Annotated in this window: 24 protein-coding genes; 8 read left to right on the forward strand and 16 right to left on the reverse strand. The window is 57.5% G+C overall.

From position 1 onward, the window contains the following. From folP to ftsH, 3 genes are read right to left on the reverse strand one after another with little or no spacing between them, the layout of a single operon-like run. Positions 1-909, reverse strand: coding sequence for a dihydropteroate synthase (gene folP / locus ACYVJT_RS01545; protein WP_343958696.1), 909 nt, complete (start codon positions 907-909; stop codon positions 1-3). A gap of 35 nt (positions 910-944) precedes the next feature. Further along, a complete protein-coding gene (gene folE / locus ACYVJT_RS01550; protein WP_343958694.1) occupies positions 945-1517 on the reverse strand; it encodes a GTP cyclohydrolase I FolE in 573 nt (190 codons plus the stop codon). After that, on the reverse strand, positions 1518-3563 hold the full coding sequence (ftsH, locus tag ACYVJT_RS01555) for an ATP-dependent zinc metalloprotease FtsH (RefSeq protein WP_343958691.1): 2046 nt from the start codon (positions 3561-3563) through the stop codon (positions 1518-1520). 175 nt (positions 3564-3738) lie between these two features. Here ftsH and ACYVJT_RS01560 point away from each other — a divergent pair, with 175 nt between their 5' ends. After that, entirely contained in the window at positions 3739-5547 is a 1809-nt protein-coding gene (locus tag ACYVJT_RS01560; protein WP_343958689.1) for an HNH endonuclease signature motif containing protein, read from the forward strand. An 81-nt stretch (positions 5548-5628) separates the two neighbouring features. Here the strand turns inward: ACYVJT_RS01560 and hpt are convergent, their stop codons facing one another. From hpt to ACYVJT_RS01580, 4 genes are read right to left on the reverse strand one after another with little or no spacing between them, the layout of a single operon-like run. Next, entirely contained in the window at positions 5629-6180 is a 552-nt protein-coding gene (hpt, locus tag ACYVJT_RS01565; RefSeq protein WP_343958687.1) for a hypoxanthine phosphoribosyltransferase, read from the reverse strand. Between the two features lie 22 nt (positions 6181-6202). Continuing rightward, positions 6203-7321, reverse strand: coding sequence for a tRNA lysidine(34) synthetase TilS (gene tilS, locus ACYVJT_RS01570; protein ID WP_343958685.1), 1119 nt, complete (start codon positions 7319-7321; stop codon positions 6203-6205). Positions 7322-7350: 29 nt separating this feature from the next. Continuing rightward, complete coding sequence (locus ACYVJT_RS01575; protein ID WP_343958683.1) at positions 7351-8373, reverse strand: zinc-dependent metalloprotease; 1023 nt, start codon at positions 8371-8373, stop codon at positions 7351-7353. A gap of 47 nt (positions 8374-8420) precedes the next feature. Beyond that, positions 8421-9977: a D-alanyl-D-alanine carboxypeptidase/D-alanyl-D-alanine-endopeptidase gene (locus ACYVJT_RS01580; protein ID WP_343958681.1), complete on the reverse strand. Its 1557-nt coding sequence runs from the start codon at positions 9975-9977 to the stop codon at positions 8421-8423. 164 nt (positions 9978-10141) lie between these two features. On the opposite strand from ACYVJT_RS01580, the gene ACYVJT_RS01585 reads away from it, so the two are divergent. Both ACYVJT_RS01585 and ACYVJT_RS01590 read left to right on the forward strand, forming a co-directional pair. Continuing rightward, positions 10142-10621, forward strand: a complete 480-nt coding sequence (locus ACYVJT_RS01585) for an inorganic diphosphatase (RefSeq protein WP_343958679.1) — start codon at positions 10142-10144, stop codon at positions 10619-10621. Positions 10622-10833: 212 nt separating this feature from the next. After that, positions 10834-11472, forward strand: a complete 639-nt coding sequence (locus tag ACYVJT_RS01590) for a hypothetical protein (RefSeq protein WP_343958676.1) — start codon at positions 10834-10836, stop codon at positions 11470-11472. 2 nt (positions 11473-11474) lie between these two features. Here the strand turns inward: ACYVJT_RS01590 and ACYVJT_RS01595 are convergent, their stop codons facing one another. Both ACYVJT_RS01595 and serS read right to left on the reverse strand, forming a co-directional pair. Next, positions 11475-12266 carry an HAD family hydrolase gene (locus ACYVJT_RS01595; RefSeq protein ID WP_343958673.1) on the reverse strand — a complete coding sequence of 264 codons (792 nt, stop codon included), beginning with the start codon at positions 12264-12266 and terminating at the stop codon, positions 11475-11477. 86 nt (positions 12267-12352) lie between these two features. Continuing rightward, positions 12353-13633, reverse strand: coding sequence for a serine--tRNA ligase (gene serS / locus ACYVJT_RS01600; RefSeq protein WP_343958671.1), 1281 nt, complete (start codon positions 13631-13633; stop codon positions 12353-12355). Between the two features lie 44 nt (positions 13634-13677). On the opposite strand from serS, the gene ACYVJT_RS01605 reads away from it, so the two are divergent. Continuing rightward, a complete protein-coding gene (locus ACYVJT_RS01605) occupies positions 13678-14793 on the forward strand; it encodes a diacylglycerol/lipid kinase family protein (RefSeq protein ID WP_343958669.1) in 1116 nt (371 codons plus the stop codon). 30 nt (positions 14794-14823) lie between these two features. Here ACYVJT_RS01605 and pheA read toward each other — a convergent pair whose 3' ends face one another. Together pheA and ACYVJT_RS01615 are read right to left on the reverse strand one after the other, a co-directional pair. Then, positions 14824-15750: a prephenate dehydratase gene (gene pheA, locus ACYVJT_RS01610; RefSeq protein ID WP_343958667.1), complete on the reverse strand. Its 927-nt coding sequence runs from the start codon at positions 15748-15750 to the stop codon at positions 14824-14826. Between the two features lie 70 nt (positions 15751-15820). Further along, entirely contained in the window at positions 15821-16147 is a 327-nt protein-coding gene (locus ACYVJT_RS01615) for a rhodanese-like domain-containing protein (RefSeq protein ID WP_343958665.1), read from the reverse strand. Positions 16148-16228: 81 nt separating this feature from the next. Here ACYVJT_RS01615 and ACYVJT_RS01620 point away from each other — a divergent pair, with 81 nt between their 5' ends. Continuing rightward, the gene (locus tag ACYVJT_RS01620; protein ID WP_343958663.1) at positions 16229-17632 is read left to right on the forward strand and encodes an amidase; all 1404 of its coding nucleotides are present in this window, start codon (positions 16229-16231) and stop codon (positions 17630-17632) included. Positions 17633-17709: 77 nt separating this feature from the next. Then, positions 17710-18162 carry an acyl-CoA thioesterase gene (locus ACYVJT_RS01625; RefSeq protein ID WP_343958661.1) on the forward strand — a complete coding sequence of 151 codons (453 nt, stop codon included), beginning with the start codon at positions 17710-17712 and terminating at the stop codon, positions 18160-18162. Positions 18163-18185: 23 nt separating this feature from the next. On the opposite strand, the gene ACYVJT_RS01630 is transcribed toward ACYVJT_RS01625, so the two are convergent. Continuing rightward, positions 18186-18689: an alkaline phosphatase family protein gene (locus ACYVJT_RS01630; protein WP_343958658.1), complete on the reverse strand. Its 504-nt coding sequence runs from the start codon at positions 18687-18689 to the stop codon at positions 18186-18188. Between the two features lie 464 nt (positions 18690-19153). Further along, positions 19154-20575, reverse strand: coding sequence for an aldehyde dehydrogenase family protein (locus tag ACYVJT_RS01635; RefSeq protein WP_343958656.1), 1422 nt, complete (start codon positions 20573-20575; stop codon positions 19154-19156). Positions 20576-20647: 72 nt separating this feature from the next. Here ACYVJT_RS01635 and ACYVJT_RS01640 point away from each other — a divergent pair, with 72 nt between their 5' ends. After that, a complete protein-coding gene (locus ACYVJT_RS01640; protein WP_343958654.1) occupies positions 20648-21388 on the forward strand; it encodes an LCP family protein in 741 nt (246 codons plus the stop codon). Here ACYVJT_RS01640 and ACYVJT_RS01645 read toward each other — a convergent pair. After that, positions 21385-22338: an HAD-IIB family hydrolase gene (locus ACYVJT_RS01645; RefSeq protein ID WP_343958652.1), complete on the reverse strand. Its 954-nt coding sequence runs from the start codon at positions 22336-22338 to the stop codon at positions 21385-21387. The two genes, ACYVJT_RS01640 and ACYVJT_RS01645, sit on opposite strands and share 4 nt — an antisense overlap. A gap of 110 nt (positions 22339-22448) precedes the next feature. Between ACYVJT_RS01645 and ACYVJT_RS01650 the strand changes: the two genes are divergently transcribed. Beyond that, entirely contained in the window at positions 22449-23783 is a 1335-nt protein-coding gene (locus ACYVJT_RS01650; RefSeq protein WP_343958650.1) for a uracil-xanthine permease family protein, read from the forward strand. Positions 23784-23802: 19 nt separating this feature from the next. On the opposite strand, the gene ACYVJT_RS01655 is transcribed toward ACYVJT_RS01650, so the two are convergent. Together ACYVJT_RS01655 and ACYVJT_RS01660 are read right to left on the reverse strand one after the other, a co-directional pair. Continuing rightward, positions 23803-24465 carry a LysR family transcriptional regulator substrate-binding protein gene (locus tag ACYVJT_RS01655; RefSeq protein WP_343958648.1) on the reverse strand — a complete coding sequence of 221 codons (663 nt, stop codon included), beginning with the start codon at positions 24463-24465 and terminating at the stop codon, positions 23803-23805. A gap of 109 nt (positions 24466-24574) precedes the next feature. Next, a complete protein-coding gene (locus ACYVJT_RS01660; RefSeq protein ID WP_343958646.1) occupies positions 24575-25117 on the reverse strand; it encodes a YceI family protein in 543 nt (180 codons plus the stop codon). Between the last annotated feature and the right edge of the window lie 26 nt (positions 25118-25143).

Consider the following 25143-nt stretch of genomic DNA (forward strand, 5'->3'; position numbering starts at 1 on the left):
TTATTCTACTGCCTGACGGGCGGCCACGGTTTTGACGGCATCCAGATTTGGGATCACCGAGTGCACGCGCACAGCCCACACACCCTGATCGGCAACCTGGGCAGTAATCGCGGCGGTCGCATGATCTCGCTGACGTGGTTCCACTGCTTCGTCATCTTGTTCGGCAAGCATCGAACCCACAAACCGTTTCCGCGAGGCACCGATCAGCACCGGATAGCCCAGCGCCTCGAACGCCGCCAGGTTATTGAGTAACTGCCAGTTCTGTTCCCCCGCCTTGGAGAATCCGAGCCCCGGGTCCACGATCAACTGCTCGTGTTTCACACCTGCCGCAATGAACGTATCCAGAATCTGCTGGGTTTCAGCAACCACATCGGTCACCAGATCGTCATAGCTGGTGAGCTCATCCATCGTCTTGGAATTGCCGCGATTGTGCATCACAATATAGCGGGCACCGGTCTCAGCGATGAGCGCGGGCATATCGGCCTCGTGCGACAAGCCCGAGACGTCATTGATCAGCACCTCACCAAATTCCAGTGCCGCACGCACGGTATCGGTGTGCCGGGTATCGACGGAGACATACACGCCAGCTTTAATAAGGGCTTCGATGACCGGCAGGATGCGTCGCTGTTCTTCTGCAACGCTGACCTCTTCGGTGCCCGGTGCAGTAGATTCACCACCGACATCGACGATATCTGCACCCGCATAGTGCATGCGCAGCCCATGGTCGATCGCCTTGGCCGTATTGAAGTTCTCTCCGCCATCGGAAAACGAATTATCCGTCACGTTGAGAATGCCCATGACCAAGGTGCGATCGGTTGGCAAATCCGAAAAACTTTTGCGCGTGGCCTTACGAACCACTGACAGTGGACCCGTGGCCGGACCGGTTCCTGGGACAGCTCCAATAGACATGGGTAATCCTTCCTGTTTGGTTATCTCCGCCGGGCTTAGTGTACCCCGGCATTGAGAATCAGACTCATCGCCTCGTTGCGGGTGGACGATTCACGAAGTTGGCCGCGCACCGCCGAGGTCACGGTCTTGGCGTGTGGTTTTTGCACCCCGCGCATCGACATGCACATATGCTCCGCCGAAATGACAACGATGGCGCCCGCCGGTTCCAAGTGTTCCATGATCGCTTCGACAACCTGAGTGGTCAAGCGCTCTTGTACCTGCGGACGACGCGCAAACAAATCGACCAGCCGGGCAAGCTTTGATAAACCGGTGATCTTGCCCTCGGCCGAGGGGATATACCCGACGTGGGCGTTGCCATGAAACGGAACCAGGTGGTGTTCACACATCGAATAGAACTCGATGTCTTTGACCAACACAAGTTCGTCGTGCGAGATGTCGAATGTGGTGCCCAGCACCTCTGCGGGCTCGCGGTGCAATCCGGAGAAAAACTCCCCGTACGCCCGGGCTACCCGTGCCGGAGTTTCGATCAGGCCATCTCTATCCGGATCCTCACCCACCGCCAGGAGCATCTCACGTACGGCCGCTTCGATCCTCGGTTGGTCAATCATCTATTTCTCCTGGTCATCACCGTGAGACTCGTCGTCGACGTCATCGGTGGTTTCGGCTGGGGTGACCGGTTGGGTTGTCGTCTCGGTATCCGTGTCGGCTGGGTCGGCGGGTTGGGTGGAGTTGTCCGTGACGGTGCCGGCAGGCATGGCGACCGGTGGCAGATCCGAGACCGGACGGTCCTCGTGGAACAACCACGTCTCTCGTGGCTGATGCTTGCGCACATTGGCAAAAATATCGGCCAACTCGTGACGATTCAAGGTTTCCTGTTCCAGCAGCTTGGTTGCCAGGTCATCCAGGATGTCTCGGTTTTCGTTGAGGACCCAGTAGGCTTCCGCATGCGCGTCGTCGAGGAGTTTACGAACTTCCTCATCCACCACGAAGGCCAGTTCGTCAGAATATTCTCGACCCGAGCCCGCATCGCGACCGTAGAACGGCTCATCGTTACCGGAACCAAGTTTGACGGTACCAACCCGCGCGGACATACCGTATTCGGTGACCATCTTCCGGGCCGTATCAGTCGCCTTCGTGATGTCATTCGAGCCACCCGTGGACGGATCATGGAAGACCACTTCTTCAGCCACACGGCCACCCATGGCATAGGCGAGCTGGTCCAGCAGCTCATTACGGGTGACCGAATACTTGTCCTCATCCGGGACCACCATGGTGTAGCCCAGGGCCCGTCCGCGGGGCAAAATCGTCACCTTGGAGACCGGCGCTGAGTGTCGCAGCCCGGCGGCAACCAGCGCGTGACCACCCTCGTGATACGCGGTCACGCGGCGTTCGTGATCATTCATCAACCGGGTCTTCTTTTGCGGACCGGCCATCACACGGTCGACTGCTTCATCCACGGCACGGTTATCAATCAAATGGGCATTCGAGCGCGCCGTCAACAAGGCCGCTTCGTTGAGCACGTTGGCAAGATCAGCACCCGAAAAACCAGGGGTACGCTGCGCCAGCCCGTACAGGTCAATATTCTCCACCAAGGGTTTGCCCTGGGAGTGCACCTTCAAAATCTGCAGACGGCCCTCAAGCGACGGCGCCTCGACGGGAACCTGACGGTCGAAACGTCCCGGGCGCAGCAGCGCGGGATCAAGCACATCCGGACGGTTCGTCGCAGCAATAAGGATGACGTTGGAGTTCTCGTCGAAGCCATCCATCTCGACCAGCAACTGGTTCAGGGTTTGTTCGCGCTCATCGTTACCGCCGCCCACACCAGCGCCACGGTGACGTCCCACCGCATCAATCTCATCGACGAAAATAATGGCCGGCGCGTTCTTCTTGGCCTCGGTAAACAGGTCACGCACACGCGAGGCACCCACACCAACAAACATTTCGACAAAGTCGGAACCCGAAATGGTGTAGAACGGCACACTCGCTTCACCAGCGAGTGCACGGGCGATGAGCGTCTTCCCGGTACCGGGAGGCCCATACAGCAGCACACCCGTTGGAATCTTGGCACCGACGGCCTTGAACTTCTCCGGTTCGGTCAAAAACTCTTTAATCTCATAGAGCTCTTCGACGGCCTCATCCGAACCCGCAACATCTTTGAACGTAACCTGCGGGGTATCCTTCGACATCAGCTTGGCCTGTGATTTACCAAACTTCATCATCTGACTACCGCCGCCCTGCATGCGAGACAGCAAGAACCAGAACAACAGGGCAATGATGATGAACGGGATCAAGAAGCCCAACATGGACATCAGCCAGTTGGATTGGACGGGCTCATCCGTATAGTCATCCAGAGTCGATTCCGCGATGGCATCCACCACGGTTTCGGCACGATCCGCTGAATAGAAGAAATGCACCTGGGTGCCGAGATTGCGGTCCTCGTGGACAAAGTCGTCTTGCAGTGTCAGGTCAACGCGAGACTCGTTGTCATCCAACAACGCTTGGTCTGCCTTGTTGTCTTGCAACAATTCCATACCCACCGAGGTATCGACACGGTTCGATGAGGAACCAGACAATACCGGCACGATGAGTATTAACGCTAATACTGCAAGGACGATCCAAATGACCGGCCCTTTAAAGATGTTCTTGGCTTTCACCCTTCTAAAGGTACCTGCTTCGTCAAGCTCGCATGTCCACGTCTCTTTTCCTTTCGCAATCGGTGGAAGGGTCCACAGCCGTCAAAGTTATCCACAATTTGGACGTGTGTGGGCGCGTCCGGTGTCAAAGTTCGCGACACTAGTGGCATTGCTACATTTCGAAAGGAGGTGCGACATGACGACACCAACACTCACTGCTCCAGACACACAGGACGCCGACGATGGGCCCGAACTCTCTGGAACACAGCGGGCCTTTCCTGCCCACACGGCGAATATGCAGCAGCTCCGTCAGCGGTACGGACAGGATCTCCAGACCATGACGGGCCCAGAATTATTGGCCATGCATGCGTTAGTGACCGAACAACTTGAAACCCGCTCCGATCAGGAACTCACAGACACTGCTGAATACCAAGATGCGGGTCTGTCACTGGGAGATGTCTCCCGAATCGCCGAAGAAAACCATCGTCGGTTCTATAACTTCCAATGCCGAATCGCTCTGTTACTTGAGGGCTGGTTTACAACATTGGAAGCGCGCAGTGCCACCCTGGCGCATAAGGGTAAACAACCATTCAAGGATTCCAAAGATTTCCAATCTCGACTCAACGGGATTGATGTCATTGAAGTGGAACGTCGCCTACGCATTGCCAACGCGAATCCGACCAAACCCGGTGCGTCGAAAATGCGGGCACCCAAAATCCAGAAAGCCATGACCTCGGGGAGCATTGACCCGTCATCGGCTAACTACATTGTCGACCGGTTGCGTTCCATTCGGGCCTCGGCAAAACGCGCTGGCTCCACGGATGCTCAAGCGGATCAACTCGTCGCTACTAAAGAGGGCGAATTCCTCGCCAAGGCGTTGCATGCTGGTCCCGCTGAAGTTCGACGCTTTGCCGACCGTACGAAACGCAGCACTGGCCGTCAGTTCACCAAGCCAGGCACTCGACTCACGCCGAAGCAACGTCAATATGAAGAAGGTCTACGATTTGTCACGCCGCTGGGCGATAACCACGTTCGCTTGGATTGGGTGCTAACCAAGTGGCAATACAAAAACGTTCTAGAACGCTTGCGACAACGGGTCAATAATCTTCGTTCGGAAATATCCCGGATCAATGAAGATACCAGGGATCAGGTCAGCGGAAAGCCACAAACTGGAGCGCAACGAATTACGCCCGCCGATGATGAGTACGAAATTCCCATGCTCTACGACAACCGAACGGTTGCCCAGCGGTGGTCACATTTCCTGTTAGATATTTTGGAAACCGGCATTGTGCTCACCAGTTTCGATTCCGGTGAGGCCCAGGATCAGGTCAACGCGTATTGCGGTGACGTTCAACAACGTTCCAACACGACATCCGAATTCCAAACCGTCGACGAAACCCATCCCGAGGATATTGCGCCGTCCGGTGCCGTCATTCCAGGGCTGGGCCGTTTAGTCAATGTCGCGCCCAACGTCATGATTGGGCTGCAGTACTCGGATCTCGCCGGAAAATACTTGGACTTTGGTTCAGAAGACCCAAATGTACAAGCCGAAATAGCTGCGCTGCTGGAAGGCCGTAAGCCTTTTCCAGAACTCTACGACTACGACACCATGAACATGGATTGGGCAACACTGCGGCACATGGCTTGCGACGCTTCGATTATCCCCGCAGTCTTGAATTCTCCAGGTGAGTCGCTCGACGTCGGTCGCGCCCAGCGCGCATTCCCGACCAGTATTCGTCGTGCCGTTATCCTACGAGACGGCGGATGCGCCTACCCGGGATGCAAGTTGCCGCACATCTATTCGGAAATTCACCACATCGTCCACTGGCAAAACGGCGGTGCGACATCACTGGAGAATGCCGTAATGTTGTGCAACTTCCACCATATTATCACGCATCAATCGGAAGTCATTGTCCGACTCAACGACGATCAACTCCCGGAGTTTCTTCTAGAACCGACCGCACAGGAAGCAACGTGGGTCCGCAATATGATGCATCGCGGATAAATACGGAACGATAATCCAAAAGGGTACAGCACCCCGGTGGTGTCACAACATAGCGTGGCGCCACCGGGACGAGGGCATTCCTTACTGGTAAACGTGTGGGGCCAAGGTGCCCAGAACGTCCAGGTTGCGATATTTCTGGTCGAAGTCCAGACCGTATCCAACGACAAACTCGTTCGGGATATCACGGCCAATGTATTTCACATCGATATCGACGGCCAAAGCATCTGGTTTACGTAACAAGGTCACAATTTCGACAGAAGCTGGACCGCGAGATTTCAGGTTCGTTTGCAACCATGAAAGCGTCAGACCAGAATCGACAATATCTTCGACAATCAGCACGTGGCGATCCATCAAATCCTCTTCGAGATCTTTCAAGATACGCACAACCCCCGATGATTTCGTCCCAGAACCGTACGAGGACACTGCCATAAAGTCGACGGTGACTTGTGATTTCATGGCTCGCGATAAGTCAGCCATGATCATCAATGCGCCTTTGAGCACACCGACTAGCAAGACATCTTTACCTTCATAGTCGCGGTCAATTTTGGCTGCCAAGTCCTTGACGATCTCGTCAATTTCTTCGCGGCTGAGTAGCACTGACTCTAAATCGCCTACAACGTCTTCGGCCTTCATGGTCACTCCTCATAGTGTCTGGTTACTCGCTCGGAGGTGAGCAGATAACTAATAGTTTTGCATATTCGTTGGTTGCTTTTTTCCGGAAGAGACTCACGTGTCCCTCCAGCTGGATTGGGCCCGCCGATGACGCCACACCAACGGGCGGGAAGATGAGCTCTTGAACAGCACGTAACCGTTCGGACGTCGGCTGGGGCGCATCGAATTGTCGAACAGCACGTGCCACGACCCGACGTAGGATGGCAGGCTTGAGCGCGCGCAATTGAGCCAGAGAAAAACTGATCTGATGCGTTTCCTCATCTGCGAGCGCACGATACGATTCCTCGGCAAGTTCGTCGAGCAGATCCGCGTCTTCTGCTGCGAGCGCGGCGGTAGTGGTTAGACCTGAAAACACACCGGGGCCGAGCCCGCTACTCGGATCCGTCAGTGTCGGTAGAAGATGATTGCGGACCCGGATCCGAGCCACATCATCATCAAAATTCATCGGATCCTGGAAATATCTTAAGCCTGCCCAGGTGCAGATGGCTTCAGTCCCCTGTCGGGTAAGCTCCAGGATGGGACGGCCAATGCGGATAGGCTGATAGCCAGCACTATTATGGTGACGCTGCTTTCGTATGCCAGCAATTGAGCGCGCTCCTGAGCCTCTGGCGATGCCTAGCAACACCTGCTCGGCTTGATCATTGGCGGTATGCGCGGTGACCACACCGGCAGCGTCGACCTCATGTGCACAACGCACAAACGCAGCGTATCGGGCTTCTCGTGCGGCTGCCTCAAGGCCGTCTCCATGATCCGTCACGCTTAGACGTTCCGTCAGCACGGGTTCAAGACGTAGCATCCCACAAATCTCGGCGGTGCGCCGTGCAACCTTGGCCGTGACGTGCTGTAGTTGGTGATCTAGCACGATCGCGCCAAAGGTGATGCCAGTGGTTCGCTGCGTTTCGGCGGCAATAACGGCTAGAGCCAGTGAGTCTGCCCCACCAGAAACGGCCACTAGGATCGGCCCCGTGGAGTCGTCGTCTGCGTTCCGCCACTGGTGTGCCATGGCTTTGAGCTGATTGATGCCAGCATGAACCGCTGGCGGCCACGCTTGCGTTGGCGGCCAAATCCTAGGTCCTTGGGGCACTTGCAGCTGTGTGGTCATCGGATCATTCAAGGTCGCGTCAACGCTACTTAGCCCAGTACTCGAGTTATCCATGCATCAGCGTCGTGCAGTTCGTCCATGGTTGGCAGATGCTGCGGATTTTCCCAGACACGGTTGAACTGTTCCATTCCGACACGATCAACAACTGCCGCTACGAAGGATTGGCCTCGCTTATATTGTTTCGCCTTGGCATCGAGGCCAAAGACCTTGCGCAGGATCTGACTAAACCATTTGTACTTCGAGGAGCGTGCGTCAAAGCGTTGTCGGATGGTTTTTACACTTGGTACCAGCGTGGTATCGACCGCGTCCATGATCACATTGGCGTGCCCCTCCAGCAGGGACATCACCGCGGTGATCTGGGATTCCAAAGTCTTAGAGCGCTCGGTTTTCTGTTCGGCGTTCAACTCACTTTCGGATTCTGGCAGCAAGTTGGTCATGAGGAACTCGGTGGCAATCTGCAAAATATGGTCGGCCAACCATGGGGCTTGAGCAAATTGGGCAACATGGGTGAGTTCGTGCAAGCTGACCCAGAAGCGGAAATCTTCAGCGTTGAGGTTGAGTTCGTCACGAATCATCATCACATTTGGTGCAACGAGCATGAGGCGGGGCTTTGCATCACCTTCCGCAGCTTTGGCCGCGTATGGTTCGAACTGCCCCAACACCTTACTGGCAAGAAACGCCAGTACGGAGCCTACTTGCGCACCAGAAAATGCTGCGGTCACGCCCGTGCCAATGTTTTTCACCAGTTCGGGTTGGGCTTCATGAAGGCGGGTGATGGCTGGTTCCAACATGACCTGCAGCGACGCCGAGTTGGCGGTGATCCAACCGGGCCGGTCAACCACTAATACATCGACGTCATCCGCCACGGTGGTGGCGTCCCAGTGCTGGATGACCGGCAATTTGCTCAGGTATGCCACGTGTTCAGCTGCCGAATAGGCAGCGGCTCGCAGTCCTTCGGCTTCAACGATTGCATCCGTGGCGGGCACCCGTGGCCCCGGAGGCACCAGGTTTGTTCCGGTTGAAACGGCGACGTGCTGTTTAAAAATTTCCATAGGTCCATCCCATCACGTTGAAGTGTTTTTACCAACGACGCTGTTGGTCACTCAGTTTGGCACCCGCAGTCGGTCAGTACTTGGACGAGGCGGTCTTGTTCGGCTCGGGCGGCAGCATAGTCTTCGCCGGCCCCTGTGGTGTTAACGGCAAACCACAGTGCTCGGCCATCTGCTGTCACGGTCATTCCCGCATTGGAGCTGGCAACTTCCAGGGTGCCGGTTTTGGAACGCACGATGCCCGAGTAGGGCGCTTCGGCCATCCGATTGCGCATGGTGCCGTCGTATCCGGCGACGGTCAGCGCGTGGAACACCGGCCTGAACTGCTCATCGGCGAGCATGACGTCATACAGTTGCACCATCGAGTTCAGGGTGGCACGACTATTTGGTGAGAGTCCACTGTTATCGACGAATTGTAAGTTTTCGGTGGAAATTCCCAGGTCGCCCATGGTGGATTGCATGGTTGCTGCGGTGCCATCGAAGTCTGGGCTGTTGCCCGCGGCGAGCGCAGCTTCGCGTCCGAACATTTCAAAGAGCATGTTGTTGGACTGCTTCATAGCATATTCCAGTTGTTGTCCAAGTGGCGCGGACCGCACCGTGGCGACTGCTTCGAGATCGTTGGACCGGGTTTGTTGACCCGCGTAACTGAATTCGATGTTCATGCTGTCGGCTTCGGCCAGTGCGGTGAGGTGTCGTGCATAGGCTGCTGTGGCGTGTACGGCCCCATCTTCCACCGCAGTGTTTTCGGTGCGCGGATTCACGTAAAAACCGCCGAAAGTGTTCATCGGGTAGATCGGTGAAATCCAGCCGCCGGTCATCAAACTTTCAGACCAGCCCGGGTGCACCCATGGCTGGTTGTAACGTGACACGTCGGCCCAGACATCGACAGTGAGGTTGTCACCGGCCGAGAATTGGTCGCTGATGGAGTCCCAGGTTTTTTCGGCGAGATCGGCCAATCCGGCGTAGCCCATGGTTTCACCGGTTCCTTCGCCGGTGGCCAGTAGGCCGTCTCCCCCACCTGTCAAAACGACACCCGAGTCGGTGCTATAGCTAGCCGAGGTGGCGAAGCGGTGGTCGGTGTCGAGGTGTTCTAACACCGTCGCGGCGGTAAAGAGTTTTAGTGTTGAGGCCGGCACGATCTGGTCTTGACCGCCGGCGTCATAGAGTGTGTTACCGGTTGCAGCGTCGACGACGACCATCCTGTTGTTGAGGTTCAGCTCCCCCATTTCTGTATTCAAGGCTCGGGTGAGTTGCTCGGTGTCGGGTCGCGGCGCATTGACGTTGACGAGTTCTGAGACGTTTTCAATGTCCAGGACTTCGTCGGTGTCAGCTTCGGGTGGCAGGCCGATGGGTGGGGCGGCATAAACCTGTGGCATACCGGTTGTCCCGCCACCGGGTGCGGCAGATGGCGTCACCAGGTCGCGCATAGACTGATACCAGTCTCTCGCCTGAATTTTCATGATGTCGGTGCTCGGCGCAGGGTAGACCAGTGCCATCCCGGCACCGCCCACAATTCCAATCAGCAGTCCGATGAGCCAGCTGGTGTTGCGATTTCGACCCTTCGGGGTGCGGTTGGCACGCCGTCCAGATTGTTTCGCTGCCATCATGGTTTCACCTGTCGAACTTTTTTCGCGTTAGCCTGTTTAATATCTTGGCACCCTTGAGCACATTTGGGTGATTCGCCTGTGCACGTAATAACCTTAGAACAAGCATACGCTTGCGTCAGATCGTTTCGGCGCGGCAAGACATACCGCCAACAGATGGAGAAATAATGCAGCACGACGTCACCATTGAGATCCCAGCCGGTTCGCGCGTCAAATACGAGATCAATGAAAAGACAGGTCGTTTGCACCTGGATCGCATTTTGTACACCGCCATGTCGTATCCCACCCATTACGGTTTTTTCGATAATACGTTGGGGGAAGATGGCGATCCTCTCGATGCGATGGTATACCTGCCGGGCTTCGAGTTGCTGCCCAATATCGTGGTGGAAGCCCGTCCGATCGGTATCTTTTCGATGACCGACGATGGCGGCGGGGACGACAAGGTGCTGTGCGTGCCAACTGATCAACGTTACGACCACATCCAGGATATTGGCGATATCGATGAGTACCTGGTCAAAGAGATCGAGCACTTTTTCACCCGATATAAGGATCTTGAACCAGGCAAATGGGTTCGCGCTGAAGGATGGAAGGATCGCAAGGCTGCCGAAGCTGAGCTGCAGGCTTCCATCGATCGTTTCCAGGGCTAGGCCCAACTGAGAACCACCTCATTTTGAAGGCATTTCGTATGGTTTTCAGCAATTTCGCCCAAAGACAATACTGAGGTCGCCTCACAATATACGCGTAGAACGCCGCGAGATTCCGGTCTCGCGGCGTTTCGTCGTGCATCCCCACAACGCATCCACGCTTGGCCGTCTAATATTCCTCGCTTCGGGTGTCGGGTCCGTGTAAGGATAGAACCATGTTTGTTGTGACGATGACTCAGCGCACCACCGAGCCCAGTGAACAAAACGTGCGGGCGTTACAGAAGGAGTTAGCGCAGCGTCTTGGGGCAGATCTGCCCGGGTCTTGGGCTGCGGATTCGACCATGTATCAGCAGGTTTTGACGTCGTCACACCATGTGGTTGAGATGGCCTTGCACGCGATGCGGTTGGGTACCTGGAATGTTGGTATCGGTGTCGGCTCGGTTGTTGAAAACGGCAATGGGCTGGACGGTTCGGGCGTCAAAGCCGCCGCTCTTGCCGTATCGATTGCGGCCAAGCAGGGCCAGCTGGTGCCGTTGCGGGTCGAGGCCGCCAAGCCGCCCCGCGGTGTCGAGCAGACGCAACTCGGCCAGCATACGCAAAGCGTCTTGCAGTTGCTGGGCCATATTGTGTCCCGTCGTTCCACCGCTGAATGGGCGGTCCTTGATCAGTTAACCCCGGGTGTTCGCGGTCAACAGCGTCGCGTGGCCGAGGAGTTAGACATGACGGTCCAGGCAGTATCGCAGGCCATTAAACGTTCCCTCTATAACACCGAGCACGACGTCCGAAGCGCCGTGAGTTTGCTGTTAGACCAAACCGGTGCGGCCGTCACCATCCAGTCCAATAGCGGCTACTAGTACTAGAGCAGCGTGCGCAGTACGGTGGCCAGACCGCCGTCGTGGACGGTGTCGGTCACTTCGTCGGCCACGCGCTTGACTTCTCGGGGCGCTTGCCCCATGGCGACGCCACGACCGGCCCATTCCAACATTTCGACGTCATTGAAGCCGTCGCCGATGGCTACGGTGTCGGCTTCGTCGATATGGAGTACTTGGCGCAGCGCATCCAGTCCGGAGGCTTTGGTTACGCCGGCCCCGGCCACATCGAGCCACGCGTTGTAACCGACCGAGTAGGTAATGCCTTGTAGACCCAGTGCTTCGATGGCTGAGGCAAATTCTTGGGTCGATGAGTCTTGAGAGAACACGACCAGGCGCACGGCGGTGGCTTCTTCGAGTTCTTCGAACGTGACCCCTTTGGCCTGGACCCCAAAGCTGAAGTCCTGGAAGCGTTCGGTGGAAAGGTAGTTACCGTCAACGTCTTCGATGGCGAATTTTGCGGTGGGGATGCGCTCCCGCAAGGCATCGAGCACCGACGATGGGTCGAAAGTACTGCGCGCAACGATTTCAAATCCCTCTTCCAAGTCTGGATCAAGGCGCAAGGAGACACCGCCGTTGGAGCACACCGAGTAGCCCGAGTGCAGTCCAATGTCACGAATGATGGGCAGGGTCGCGTGGAAGGCGCGCCCGGTGGCGATGAGCACGTGGTGCCCGGCTTCCATGACATTCATAATTTCGGCACGCACTTCGGGGTACATGTGACCGTCGAAATCCACAATCGTGCCGTCTACGTCTAAACACACCATCTTTTGATTCATAACCACTAGTCAATCATGTTGGACAACGTTGCGATGAATCAGAGGCAAACCCGAATCAACGTGTCTTGAAATCTGGGATGACGGTCTTATGCGACGGGTTCCAATACGGTTTTGCCGCCCATGTATGGCTGGAGCGCTGTCGGCACGTTGACTGAGCCGTCGGCGTCTTGATGGTTTTCCAGGATGGCGACGAGCCAGCGCGTTGTGGCCAGGGTGCCGTTGAGGGTTGCCGCCATGCGGGTTCCGGCGCGGCTGCCATCGTCTTTGAACAGGCGTTCGCGGACGTTATGGCGACGGGTCTGGAATGTGGTGCAGTTCGAAGTTGAGGTGAGTTCGCGGTAGTCCTGTTGGGTTGGGACCCATGCTTCGCAGTCGAATTTTCGTGCCGCTGATGGTCCGAGGTCGCCGGCGGCGGTATCGATGACGCGGTATGGCACTTCGATTTTGGCGAGCATGTCTTCTTCCCAGGCCAACAGGCGCTCGTGCTCTGCTTCGGCTTCCTCGACCGTGGTGTAGATGAACATTTCGAGTTTATTGAACTGGTGGACGCGGATGATGCCGCGGGTATCTTTGCCTGCGGCGCCGGCTTCGCGTCGGTAGCAGGTCGAGTACCCGGCGAAACGGATCGGGCCGTCGGAAAGGTCCAGAATTTCATCGGCGTGGTAACCGGCCAGGGCGACCTCGGAGGTGCCGACCAGGTAGAGGTCGTCTTTTTCGATGCGGTAAATTTCGTCATCGTGTTCGACGTTAAAACCGGTGCCGCTCATAATTTCTGGGCGCACCAGGGTCGGGGTCATGATGGGGGTGAATCCCGCTTCGGCGGCCTGCGCCATGCCCATCTGGGTTAGCGCCATTTCGAGTTGCGCGCCGACACCTTTGAGGAAGTAGAAGCGTGAACCGGAGACTTTGGCACCACGTTCCATGTCGATCGCATCCAACATTTCGCCCAGTTCGAGGTGATCCCGGGGTTCGAAATCGAATTCGGGCAGTTCGCCGACTGTTTTGAGCACCGAGAAGTTTTCTTCCCCGCCCGCCGGGATCCCCTCGGCAATAAGGTTCGGGAACACGTTGTTCAGCGCCTCAAGCTCGCGTTGCTTTTCGTCGGCTTGAGCTTCGGCAATTTTGACGTTTGCCGACAGTTCTTTCGCCGCAGCCAACAGCTCCTGTTTTTCGTCCCCGGAGGCCGGACCAATCTTTTTGGACAGCACTTTTTGCTCGGCCCGCAGGTTTTCGAAACTCTGCAGTGCAGCACGACGTTCAGCGTCGGCGGAGATGATCTGATCCACCAGTGATTCGTCGTCTTCCCGGGCTCGCTGGGAGGCGCGGTACAGGTCAGGGTTTTCGGCAAGATGCTTTACGTCAATCACATCCTTCAGCCTACCCGAGCCGGGTGTCGCCTACACTTGGTGACATGAATCCGTTAACGATTGTGCTCCTCGTCGTGGCCGTTTGCGCCATCGTGGCAGCAATCATCACTACCGTTGCCTGGCGGAAGGCTCGCGAGCGCGCCAATCGTGCCGAGTCCTTGCGTGCTGAACTGTCGAACCAGCTCACGCAAGCCTATGAGCTTCCGCAGGTCGCGTCGTCATTGGGTGTGCCAAAGCGTGTGGCCATGGTGTATAACCCGTCGAAGGCTGCGACTGACCAGGCGATGCCGCTGGTCATGCAGGCGTGCGGGCTCTTTGGGCTGTCTGAACCGAAGTTGTATGAGACGGATCCCGATGATTCGGGGTTTGCTGCGGTGCAACGGGCCAAAGATGATGGGGCCCAGCTCGTGGTGGTGACCGGTGGCGATGGTACGGTGCGTGCCGCGGCCAAAGCGTTGATGAGCAGCGACGTGCAGATGGGGATTATCCCCACGGGGACGGGAAATTTGCTGGCGCGCAACCTGCATTTGCCGATCAATGACGTCCAGGCGTGTATTTCGATTGCGTTTAACGGTGTGGTGCGCCCCATCGATGTGATTTCGTTAGATATGTTGTATGCCGATGGGACGCGGGAGAACATGGTGTCGGTGGTGATTGCCGGTGCCGGCTATGACGCGGAGATTATGCATTCGACGTCGGACCGGCTCAAGGCGGCCGCCGGATGGTTAGCCTATACCGAGGCAGGGGTACGAAATTTGCGTGGCAAACGGCATGCGGTGACGATCTCGACGGATGATGGCGAATCGAAGCGGTACCGGTTACGTTCGGCGATGATTGCCAACTGCGGGTATTTGACCGGGGGAATCAATATGGTCCCGGAGGCGGCCATCGATGATGGTTTGCTGGACGTGGCCTTGTTGGATCCGCGTCATCTCGTGGATTGGATTCAGGTTGCCACCGCGGCACTGAAACCCAAGACGAAAAGCCCGCGGGTGACGACGTTTCAGGCCCGGAGTTGCAAGATGGTGTTCGAAGAACCTCTGGTGGCGCAGATTGACGGCGACCCGATTCCAAAGACTAAAGAGATCGTGGCCAAGAATATTCCAGATTCGCTGCAGGTTCGGGTTCCACTCCCCAAAACACCAAACGAACGCGAGTAGCGTAAAGTCGCCGTGCCCCTCGCAGGGGCTTTAGCGATCCAAGATGTTTTGCACCCAGGCACGACCCCGCTGATATGCGTCATCGGTCGTATATGCCGGAATCGATGTGGGACTGTGTTCGGCGCGCGGGTAAGACCCCATGAAGCGCACGCCCGGAAACATCCGGTAGAGCGCTGCCAGTGCGGCGCCGACACGTTCTTCACCCAGGTGGCCCTCGAGGTCAATGGAGAAGAAGTATTTGCCCAGGTATTCGCCGGTAGGCCGGGATTCAATGCGGGTCAAGTTGACGCCCCGGGTGGCGAATTGGTTCATGATTTGCACCAGGGCGCCCGGGTGATCTTCTGGCAGTGGGACGACGAGTGAGGATTTATCGGCGCCGGTGCGTTCGGGCAGTCGGCCTGGTCGGGCCACGACCACGAAGCGCGTCACCGCACCGGTCGTATCTTCAATACCTTCGGCGAGGATCGGCAAATCCAAGCTGCGGGCTAAGTGTGGGGCGCATACTGCTGCATCGTAGGTTGTCGCGTCGTCAAGCAGTCCGCGAGCGCCCGCGGCCGTCGAGGATGCTTGGGCAAATTCGGCATCAGGAATATGGGTTTGGGCCCAGCCGCGCACTTGTGCCCACGCGTGGGTATGGGTTGCCACGCTGCGCAGCTGGTCGAGTTGTTGTGGACGATCAGGGCGGCCCACCAGCATGAAACTGATGGGGACGAGCACCTCACCGACGATGTAGAGTTCCTCGCCGTTCGCGATTTCGTCCAGGGTTGCTGAAACCCCGCCTTCCACCGAATTTTCGATCGGGACGACAGCGGCTTCGACGTCACCGGACCGCACCTGATTCAGGGCGGCGATCACGGATCCTGCCGCGACTTTCTCTGCTTCACGGGCTTCGGGCACCCGTTGGAGTGCTGCTTCGGTGAATGTGCCTTCGGGGCCTAGATACGCATACGACTTCATGCTCGTCTATCTTACGCACACCATGGAGCACCATGCGCTTATGGCATGCTCCGGTGCGTTCGGCACGAATTTAGCGCACGATGGGCTCGGCACCGCTTTCGGACACCAAGGGCAGGTCGGCTTCGAGCCAGGCTCCGCATCCACCGGCCACATTGAACGCCGAATAACCCTGCATTTCCAGGTATGGTGTGGCCCGTGCGGAGCGTCCACCGGTTCGGCAGATGACGTAGTAGTCGGTGTCTGGGTCCAACTCTTCGATGCGCATGGGCAGTTGTTCCATCGGCATGTTGATGGCGCCCGGGATGTGTCCGGCGTCGAATTCGTAGGGTTCACGCACATCCAGTATGTGGGCGTTGTCGGGGACGTCGTTGACGCTAAATGTTTCAAAATCGCTCATGGAGCCCATCGTAAACCAGGAAAACGCCCAGCTGCCAGCAAAAGCCACCGCTTTCTTTCCACGGGCGTATAGAGTTATCGCATGACCGAAACTCATGCAATTGGCACGCTCAGCGCGCTCGAACTGCGCGACGCGATTGCCGCTGGCACGTATACGGCCCGCAAAGTCACCGAACATTTTCTTTCCGTCATCCAGCAGCAGTCTGCGCTGGGTGCATTCATGACGGTACACGCCGAGGCCGCATTGGCCCGCGCCGATGAGCTCGATGCCGCCTACACTTCAACCGGTGTGGTCGGCCCGCTGCACGGGCTACCCATCGCGTTCAAGGATGCCGTGAATGTGGCCGGGATGGTCACCACGTTTGGGTCCAAACTCTTTGCTGACACTGAACCAAAAACCAGTGATGATCCGTTGCCCGTCAATATGAACACCGCGGGTGTAGTGGTGACCGGTAAGACGACCATTCCGGAGTTCGCGCTGTCCTGCCATTCGGATAATGCGATTTCTGAACCGGCACGAAACCCTCGAAATCCTGAGCTCACCGCCGGTGGCTCTTCGGGTGGTGCCGCTGCAGCGGTCGCTGCCGGTATGCTTCCGGTGGCACCGGGCACCGACGGTGGGGGTTCCATTCGTATTCCTGCCGCAGCAACCGGCATCATTGGGCTCAAGCCCGGCCGCGGCACGATTCCCACGGACGAGCAGCGCGATGACGTCACCAATTTGACCACTACGGGCCCACTGGCGCGCACCGTCGAAGATGCAGGCTTGCTCATGGATGCGCTCGTCGACCCAACCCAGCAACAAGGCCGCTATGTCACGGCCGCTCGGGAAGGCAAGGAATCCGCAGGCAATCTGTCCATTGGGTACACAACCGCTGCCCCATTCCAGCCGGACTTGGATATCACCCTGTCGCAGTCGGCCGTTCAAGCGCTCACTCTTGCGGTCACACTGTTAGCGCGTGACGGGCTGTCCATCGAAGAGATGGATTTCTCGTATCTGCCCGACTACCACAAGAACTTCCAGACCGTCTGGACCAACGGGTTGACGAATATGCCGCTGCCCGAAGGTGCCGAGGAGAACATGGAAGCCTTGGCGAAGGACTTCCTCAAACAAGCCCGGTCCCGCACCCAAGAACAATATGAGGATGCCGTGGAGCGACTCACCGACTGGGCGAGAGATACGCGCCGCCAGTTTGGTCAATACGATGTCGTGGTCACCCCGGTCCTTGCGTTTCGACCCCCACCGGTCGGCACGTTTTCGGCCATGGAGGGACAACAAGACTACGAGTATCAGTGCAAATTCACGCCGTACACGTCGATGATCAACGTCCTCGGGCTGCCCGCCATCTCGGTGCCCGTGAAAGACGATGATGAGGGGATGTCCTGGTCGATTCAGGCCATCGGACGGGTTGGCACAGAAGACCAACTCCTGCGGCTCGCAGCGCGTCTCGAGACCCTTATCGCCGGGCAAAAGCCCGCGACATAGCGGCTCGTTGTTCGCTCGCACAGCAAATGTGAGCGACGTAATCACCGCACCGAGCTGGCATGACTACCCTTGTGGGTATGACGCATGAACCAGTTTCACAAAACACCCAAGCCTTTAGCGTGATCGACGACGGCATGAACTTCCACACCCGCAAATGGGTGAAACCAGAAGACCTCAACGCCAACGGCACCCTGTTCGGCGGCGCCCTGCTGCGCTGGATCGATGAGGAAGCCGCCATCTATGCGATCTTGCAGATGGGCAATCACCGGGCGGTCACCAAAATGATGTCCGAAATCAATTTTGTGGCTTCAGCCGTCCAGGGCGACATGATCGAGATGGGGCTCAAGGCCACGCACTTCGGTCGCACCTCCATGACGATGCGAGCCGAAGTGCGCAACATGATCACCCGGAACATCATTCTGACGATCGACAAGATCGTGTTCGTCTCGCTCGATGAACACGGGCAACCCTTCGAGCACGGATTCAACGACATTACCTACAACCGAGATCGACTCCCCACCCGGTCATAAGTTCCGTCGTCGAGCAGTACGCTTTAACTGTTATGTGGCGTCCGCACCTGGCCGTAGCCCAATGCATCCCAGAAGTCGCCGCGCACATAGCGCTGTTCTGGGTCCGGGTTGAAGTCCCAGTGGCGCACTTTGCCTTGTTGCAGCGAGTAGGCCACCAGTCGGCGCAGCTCTTGGCTCTTGAGGACGTCGGATTCTAGTTTTTCAGGGTCATAGCGCGAATCCACCTCTTTGCGCAATTGCTGGACGATGTTGACGTAACCCGCCGACGCCGCGACGTTCTGCAGTTCGTGCGGATCTGCCGCAAGATCGAAGAGCTGATCTGGGTCGCCCGGGCACACAATATATTTGTACTGCCCACGGACCAGAGTCAGCTGTGGTGCGTGCGTGCCTTCGGCCAAGTATTCGATGATGACATCGCGGTCTTCTGGTCCGGCTTTCCCATCCTGCTCTCGTCGTGCGGATTCCAGAAGTGACATCCCCGCGACGTCAGCTGCCGGTGCATCCGAGAGTTCCAGCAGTGTGGGCATGAGATCAACTAATGACACCGGGGTCGCAAACTAGCGCCGGGTGAATGTTATGTGGATAGTTCGGCCGAGAGTAGTCCCACGAGCCAACGGACTTCCCCGCTTGCCGCCCAACTCGTTTGGCGTCCTCTTTAATACTGTCGTCTTCTGATGGCGGTCTTTCGGCCACGAACTAGCACCTCCAGCATGCTGCTTCGACTTCTCTGTTTTATGAACGCATCTACACTATCGCCCATTGTGGCCCGTGGCGAACGAGAACAGGCACTGCGGTGTTCGGGCTGCGGACACGAGTCGACGAAACTCAAGCAAGGGTTATCCACAGTCGCGCAGATTGGCCGACGCCGCGGTCTGACGGAGGCGAACTAGACCTGGATCAAATATCAACCCAAAATCTGGCACGATTGGTCTCGATTTTCTTGGGATCCTTGCTGACCGTCACACAGCAGACAGACAGTAGCCAGGAAGAGTTATTTCAATTTGTCGATGAAGCGGGTGCCCAGTTTGGGGTCGGGCGGATAGGCGGCTTCGAGCGTATCGAAGCGCGTCGGCTTATACAGGTGGGTGCGGTATTGCGAGAAGAGTCGGAAACTCTCATACCCGCCCCACGAGCCGAATCCTGCGTCGCCGGTGGCGGTACGGGGTAGCGCCGGCAGGGATGTTTGTATCGCGGTCGCGTTCATGACGGCCGCGCCAGCATTGATGCGATGCATAAAATCCCGCCGAATCCGACGTCGTTCTGAAAACAGGTAGGCGGCCGGGGCGTTCGGCATGGAGTTGGCGAATTCCAGGGCTTCGTCATAGGTATCCACGACGAGTATCGGCAGGATGGGACCCAGCACTTGTTCCCGCATGATCGCGGAGTTGGGGTGCACATCGGCAAGGATAGTTGGGGCCAGGTATGCCGATTCGATGTTGTATTTGCCGCCGTGGACCAGACGGGCCGGGGTCGCACCAACCGCACCTTTGACGGTGGCTTGAATGAGTTCGACGAGGTGCTCGGTATGTTCGGGCGTTATGATCCGTCCGAACTGTTGTGCCTCACCGGGATTGGAGCCATAGAATTCTTCGACCGCATCGATGATGGCGTCTTGGACTTTTGCTGCGACGTCGTGACCCACCGCGACCAGGTAGTCGGGGCTGACAATGTTTTGGCCCGCATTCGAGAATTTCCCGTAGGCAATGCGCCGTCCAATGGTTTTCCAGTCGTGACCGTCCGCAACGATCAGCGGCGATTTTCCTCCCAGTTGCAAGGTCACGGGGGTCAGTTGCTGCGCGGCGAGTTGATAGACGCGGCGACCGGTCGATTCGGACCCGGTGTAGAACAGATGGTCGAGCTCTTGGCTGGCCAACTCTTCGAGGGCACCGACTCCACCGGTGACCGTGACGATGGAGCGCGGATTGAGATACTCGGGCAGGATGGTACCCAACAGTTGAGCGGTTTTTGGGGACCGCATGGACGGCTTGAGCACCACGCAGTTGCCTGCGGCCACCGCGCCAACCAGTGGCGCCAACAGTGTGTAGAACGGGTGCGTCCAGTGACCTACAATTCCCACGGTACCAAGCGGCCGCGCTTTCACCATGGCTTTCCCGGGACGCAACGCATAGGGAATCGACCGCCTGTCGGGTTCCATCCAGTCGGTCAAATGCAGCATCGCATAGGAGATTTCGTCTTTGACCGGGACGAATTCGGTTTGATCGGTTTGGGCAGCCGATTTGCCGATGTCTTGCCACAGCGCGTCCTGAATATCTGTGGCATAGTCTTCGAAGAGTTCGCGCAGACCGCGCAGTTGGTCCATGCGGAAGGCACGCGAATGGGTCGCCCGGGTGGCGGCGAATGTTCGCAGCTGCGTGATCCGGGCGGTCAACGACTCTTGGGCGCCAGTGGTCATAGATTCCACCGTACGTCACTTCGCAGCGCCACTTGTGAAGCCACCCTGAACCATGTCAGCTAGACTTTTGCCATGGCTGCTGCGTCGCGACGGAAAACGGTTTGGGTTTGGGTAATTGTCCTGGCACTGTTTGCCGGTGCCGCGTGGGTAGCGTACTCCACAATTCGGTCCAGTCTGCAGCCGTTAGCCGTGATCGACGATCCGTTCCCCGAAGAAGAGCACCGGCCCGAAGCATCTGATGAGCACCGCAGCGCGGTCAACTTTTTGGTCTTTGGTGAGGCTGCCGATAGCGTACACACGTTGTCGGTTTTTCATCTTGCCGACGGACGGCGTCGCATCGATGTGGTCAACTTCCCCACCCAGAGCGCTCATGTGTCAAATATTGATGACGCTGCAGCAACCGTCGCCGAGGTCGAAGACCTCACGGGGGCACGCATGGAGCATGTCATGCTGTGGGATCTGGAATTTATGGCTGAGCTGGACGACGCGCAAGTCACCGCAGAAGAACTGTTGGCGAATCCCGAAGCACTGCAAGCACAAGACGTCTGGTCTTCAGTGTTACAGGAGGCCCTGGATACCCGAGATCCAGGCAGATTGAACTCCATGGCCAGCGCCCTGACACCGTATGTTGCAGCTGATCAAGACCTCGATACCGGCCGGATCACCGAATTGGCGAAATCCTTGCGGCATGTACCGGCTGAAAACATTGCTTCGTGCACGTTGCCCGAGGAGCTCTCGGGTACGCAGCAGGCGGATCTGGTCGAGTATTTTGCCACCGGCCAGCCGACGCGGTGCGCCGAGTTATTTCGCTAGCTGGGCACGGTGAGCAGGTGTTCGATCATCTTGGCCACCCCGTCGTCATCGCATGCCGGCGCGACAACATCGGCCTGGTCGAATAAGTCCGGGTGCCCTGAATTCACCGCATATGAACTGCCAGCCCAGCGCAACATTTGCTCGTCATTGCGTTGATCCCCGAAGGCGACAACATCATTGGCGTGGACACCCAGGCTTGCCGCATAATCGGCCAGGGTGGAGGCCTTATGCACGTCGCCGCGCGATATCTCGAGCAGTGCCATACCGGGCGCCGAGTGGGTGACTTGGACACGATCTCCAAAATGGGCTCGCACGGTACGCAAGAGATCATCGGGATCATGGCCGACGACTTTGATCATCAGTTTCACCACGTCCGGGTGGTCGGTTAGATGATCGGTAATCACCTCGGCTTCGATGCGGCGTGCAGAACGCACCGCGACCGATTCAACGGGCTCATCGGTGGCCGATGCAATGAGTTCACCGTAACGATCCCGTGTTCGGGTGCGCTCCGGAATAAATTCCGGCTCAGTGATCAGCCCGGTGAGCGTTTCGGCGGCGAAAATGGCGCCGGTATAGAGACTGCGCAGCTCGTGGGTGACCTCGGCGACGAGGTGCTGGTCCATCGGGTGGGCCTCCAGCACGGTATCGCTATTCATATCGTAAATAATGGCACCGTTGGAGACGATCGCCGGGCCCATCTGCCCAAGGACGGGGGCTAGGGTCCACATCCAGCGCATGGGACGTCCGGTAACAAATGCGACGGCGATCCCATCATCGTGTGCGGCGGTCAGGGCTGCCAGGGTCCGGGGCGAAACGTAACCGGTATGGGTTTCGGTATACGGGATGATGGTCCCGTCTAAATCTGTGGCAATTAGTTGTGGTTTCGCCAGCGGGTGGCCGATGGCGTCCCGCTCCACTTCGGCACCGTGCGGCGCCAAACGCTCAGGCATGCAGTGAGTCCTTTCCTTACCAAGAGATCGTATCGCGATTTGGTCTGGGATGGGTCATCTGTTGGTAAAGTCTTGCTCGCAACGAATACCGCCTTCTATAGGAGCCTGCCATGGCATCATCTTTCCACAAACGCTTGGGTCTGACCTGGGATATCCATGGCGACGGGAAAACCATCGGTGCCGGCCAGGTCGTCAAACCTCATCAGCGCATGGCGTGGCCCCACACCATAGGCATCGGTTTACAGCATGTGATGGCAATGTTTGGTTCCACGGTGCTGGTGCCGGCCCTGACTGGTTTTCCACCGACCGCGGCTCTGTTCTTCTCCGGGGTGGGCACCCTGTTGTTCCTGCTCATCACTAAAGGCAAAGTCCCAAGTTATCTGGGTTCGTCATTTGCATTCATCGCTCCCATGATTGCGGCCACGTCGATGCATTCGATGGCGGTTGCGTCCGGTGGCATCATCATCACCGGTGCGGCACTGGCCATCGTCGGGTTCATCGTGCACAAGGCTGGCACCCGCTGGATTCATGCGGTCATGCCGCCGGTTGTGATGGGCACGATTCTGGCGTTAATTGGGCTGAACTTGGCCAGCGCGACTACACAGGGCATGGTCGAGGTCCCATGGACCACGTTCGGCACAACGGCGGCCGTAGTCATCACGGCGGTGCTGTTTCGCGGTTTCCTCGGACGGCTATCCATTCTTTTGGGTATTGTCGCGGGGTACCTGTTGGCACTGGCTCAGGCCGAGATTGATTTTCAGCCGGTGCTGGATGCCTCGTGGCTTGGTCTACCGGCCTTCCACGCCCCGGAATTCCGATTCGATGTGCTCTTCCTCTTTCTGCCCGTCGTCTTCGTGCTGGTGGCAGAAAACATTGGGCATGTGCGCACCGTGGGCTTGATGACGCGCACCAACCTGGACCCACAGAACGGGCGGGCCCTGATCGCCGACGGCGTTGCCACAATGTTGTCGGGTAGCGGTGGTGGCGTGGGCACCACAACCTATGCCGAGAACATCGGTGTGATGGCATCATCGCGTATTTACTCTACGGCCGCATATTGGGTCGCCGGGATTGTGGCGATGAGCCTGGCCTTCTTCCCGAAATTCGGGGCGCTGATCGCCACCATCCCTATGGGAGTGGCCGCCGGTGCCGGCATTATTCTGTACGGCATGATCGGCATTATGGGTGCCCGCATTTGGGTCAATAATCGTGTCGATTTCTCCAACACCATCAATGTGATGGCCGCTGGTGCGGGCTTGATCGTCGCGATAGCAGACCCGATCATCGATGTAGCCGGCATGCAGTTCGGCGGGATCGCTCTGGGAACCATCACGGTGTTGGTCATTTATCACCTCATGACGGCGATTGCTCGTTGGCGGGACACCGAACCGATCGAGGATGATGAGGATGCCCCAGCGGCGGTAGCCCCCGGCCGCTTGGGCTAATTCGACCGAGGCCTGCCTGCTACCGGCTTGAACGTGGACGGCGGCCTTTGGTCACACCGATAAAATCCTGGATCAACTCCGAGTCGGCGGCTTTTCGCCAGGCCAGCCCGACCTCCCAACCGGGATGGATGTCGGTCGGGAGCACGATGAGATCTTTTTGCCCGAACATGCGCGCTACCGATGCTGGCAGCAGGGTGTAGCCCGAACCCGTGGCGGCCAGTTGAATGGCCATTCGTTCACCTGCGCCGACCTGTTCGGGGGCATCGATCGGATCAACGACCGGCTCGGAGGAATAGTCACCCGGATCCCAAAAGGTCTCATCTTCAAGATCTGCGGCAGAGACGTCACCGTCATCGTCGGTCCAGGCGCCCAAGAGATGATCTTTTGAAACCATAATGACCGGGTCCTCGTCGTAGAGCCGGACCAGGTGCAGCTCTACTGGTTCCAGACCGTGGGCCTGCATGAGTTCCTGCCACGATTGATCCGCTCGCCAGCGCACATACCCGAGTTGCGGTAGATACCGCGGCGGGTCGTGGGGTTGTAGGAATAGCGTTTGAGATTGTTCGTCCTGGGTTACCAACTGCACATTTGATCCGCGCGCGGAGTATCGATGAATCCATTTGGATGGTGTGGCACCGGGAATCGTGGATAAAAATAAGGTCTCTGCAGGCTGGTCACTCATAGTGGTCCAGTTTAACGCACCGCCAAGCGCCGTTAACACAAGCCGCCCGGCCAATCCGTGACTGGATTGCCGGGCGGCGTCGACGTCTTAGAGACTGAGCGTCTGTCGCTTACTCTTCGTCTTTGGTGAAGGAAACGTCAAGGGTAATGCGCACTTTGTCGGATACCAGGAAGCCGCCTGCTTCGAGCGCAGCGTTCCAGGTGAGACCGAATTCTTCACGGGAGATTTCGGCGGTGGCTTCGAAACCTGCACGGGTCAGGTCGAAGACGTCAACAGTCTGACCGCCGAATTCGCCCTTGAAGTTCACGGCTTTGGTGACGCCGCGAATGGTCAGGTTGCCGTTGAGGTCAAAGCTTTCACCGTCGAAGTTGGCAACTTCGAGCGATTCGAATTTCAACACTGGGTGGTTCTCGGCGTCGAAGAAGTCTGCTGAACGCAAGTGCTCGTCGCGGCCTTCGTTACGGGTGTTGATCGAGTCTGCCTGCACGTTGGCTTCAACAACGGAACCGTTCAAGTCATCGGTGAAGGTAGCGGTTCCGGAGAACTCTTCGAAGTTACCGCGAACACGGGAAATTCCGGCGTGACGGACGCTGAACATTGCTTCAGAGTGTGAAGTATCGAGTGTCCATTTGCCTGGGGTGACGTTAGCCATTTTGTACATTCCTTCAATTGAGATCT

Source organism: Yaniella soli (assembly GCF_054782375.1).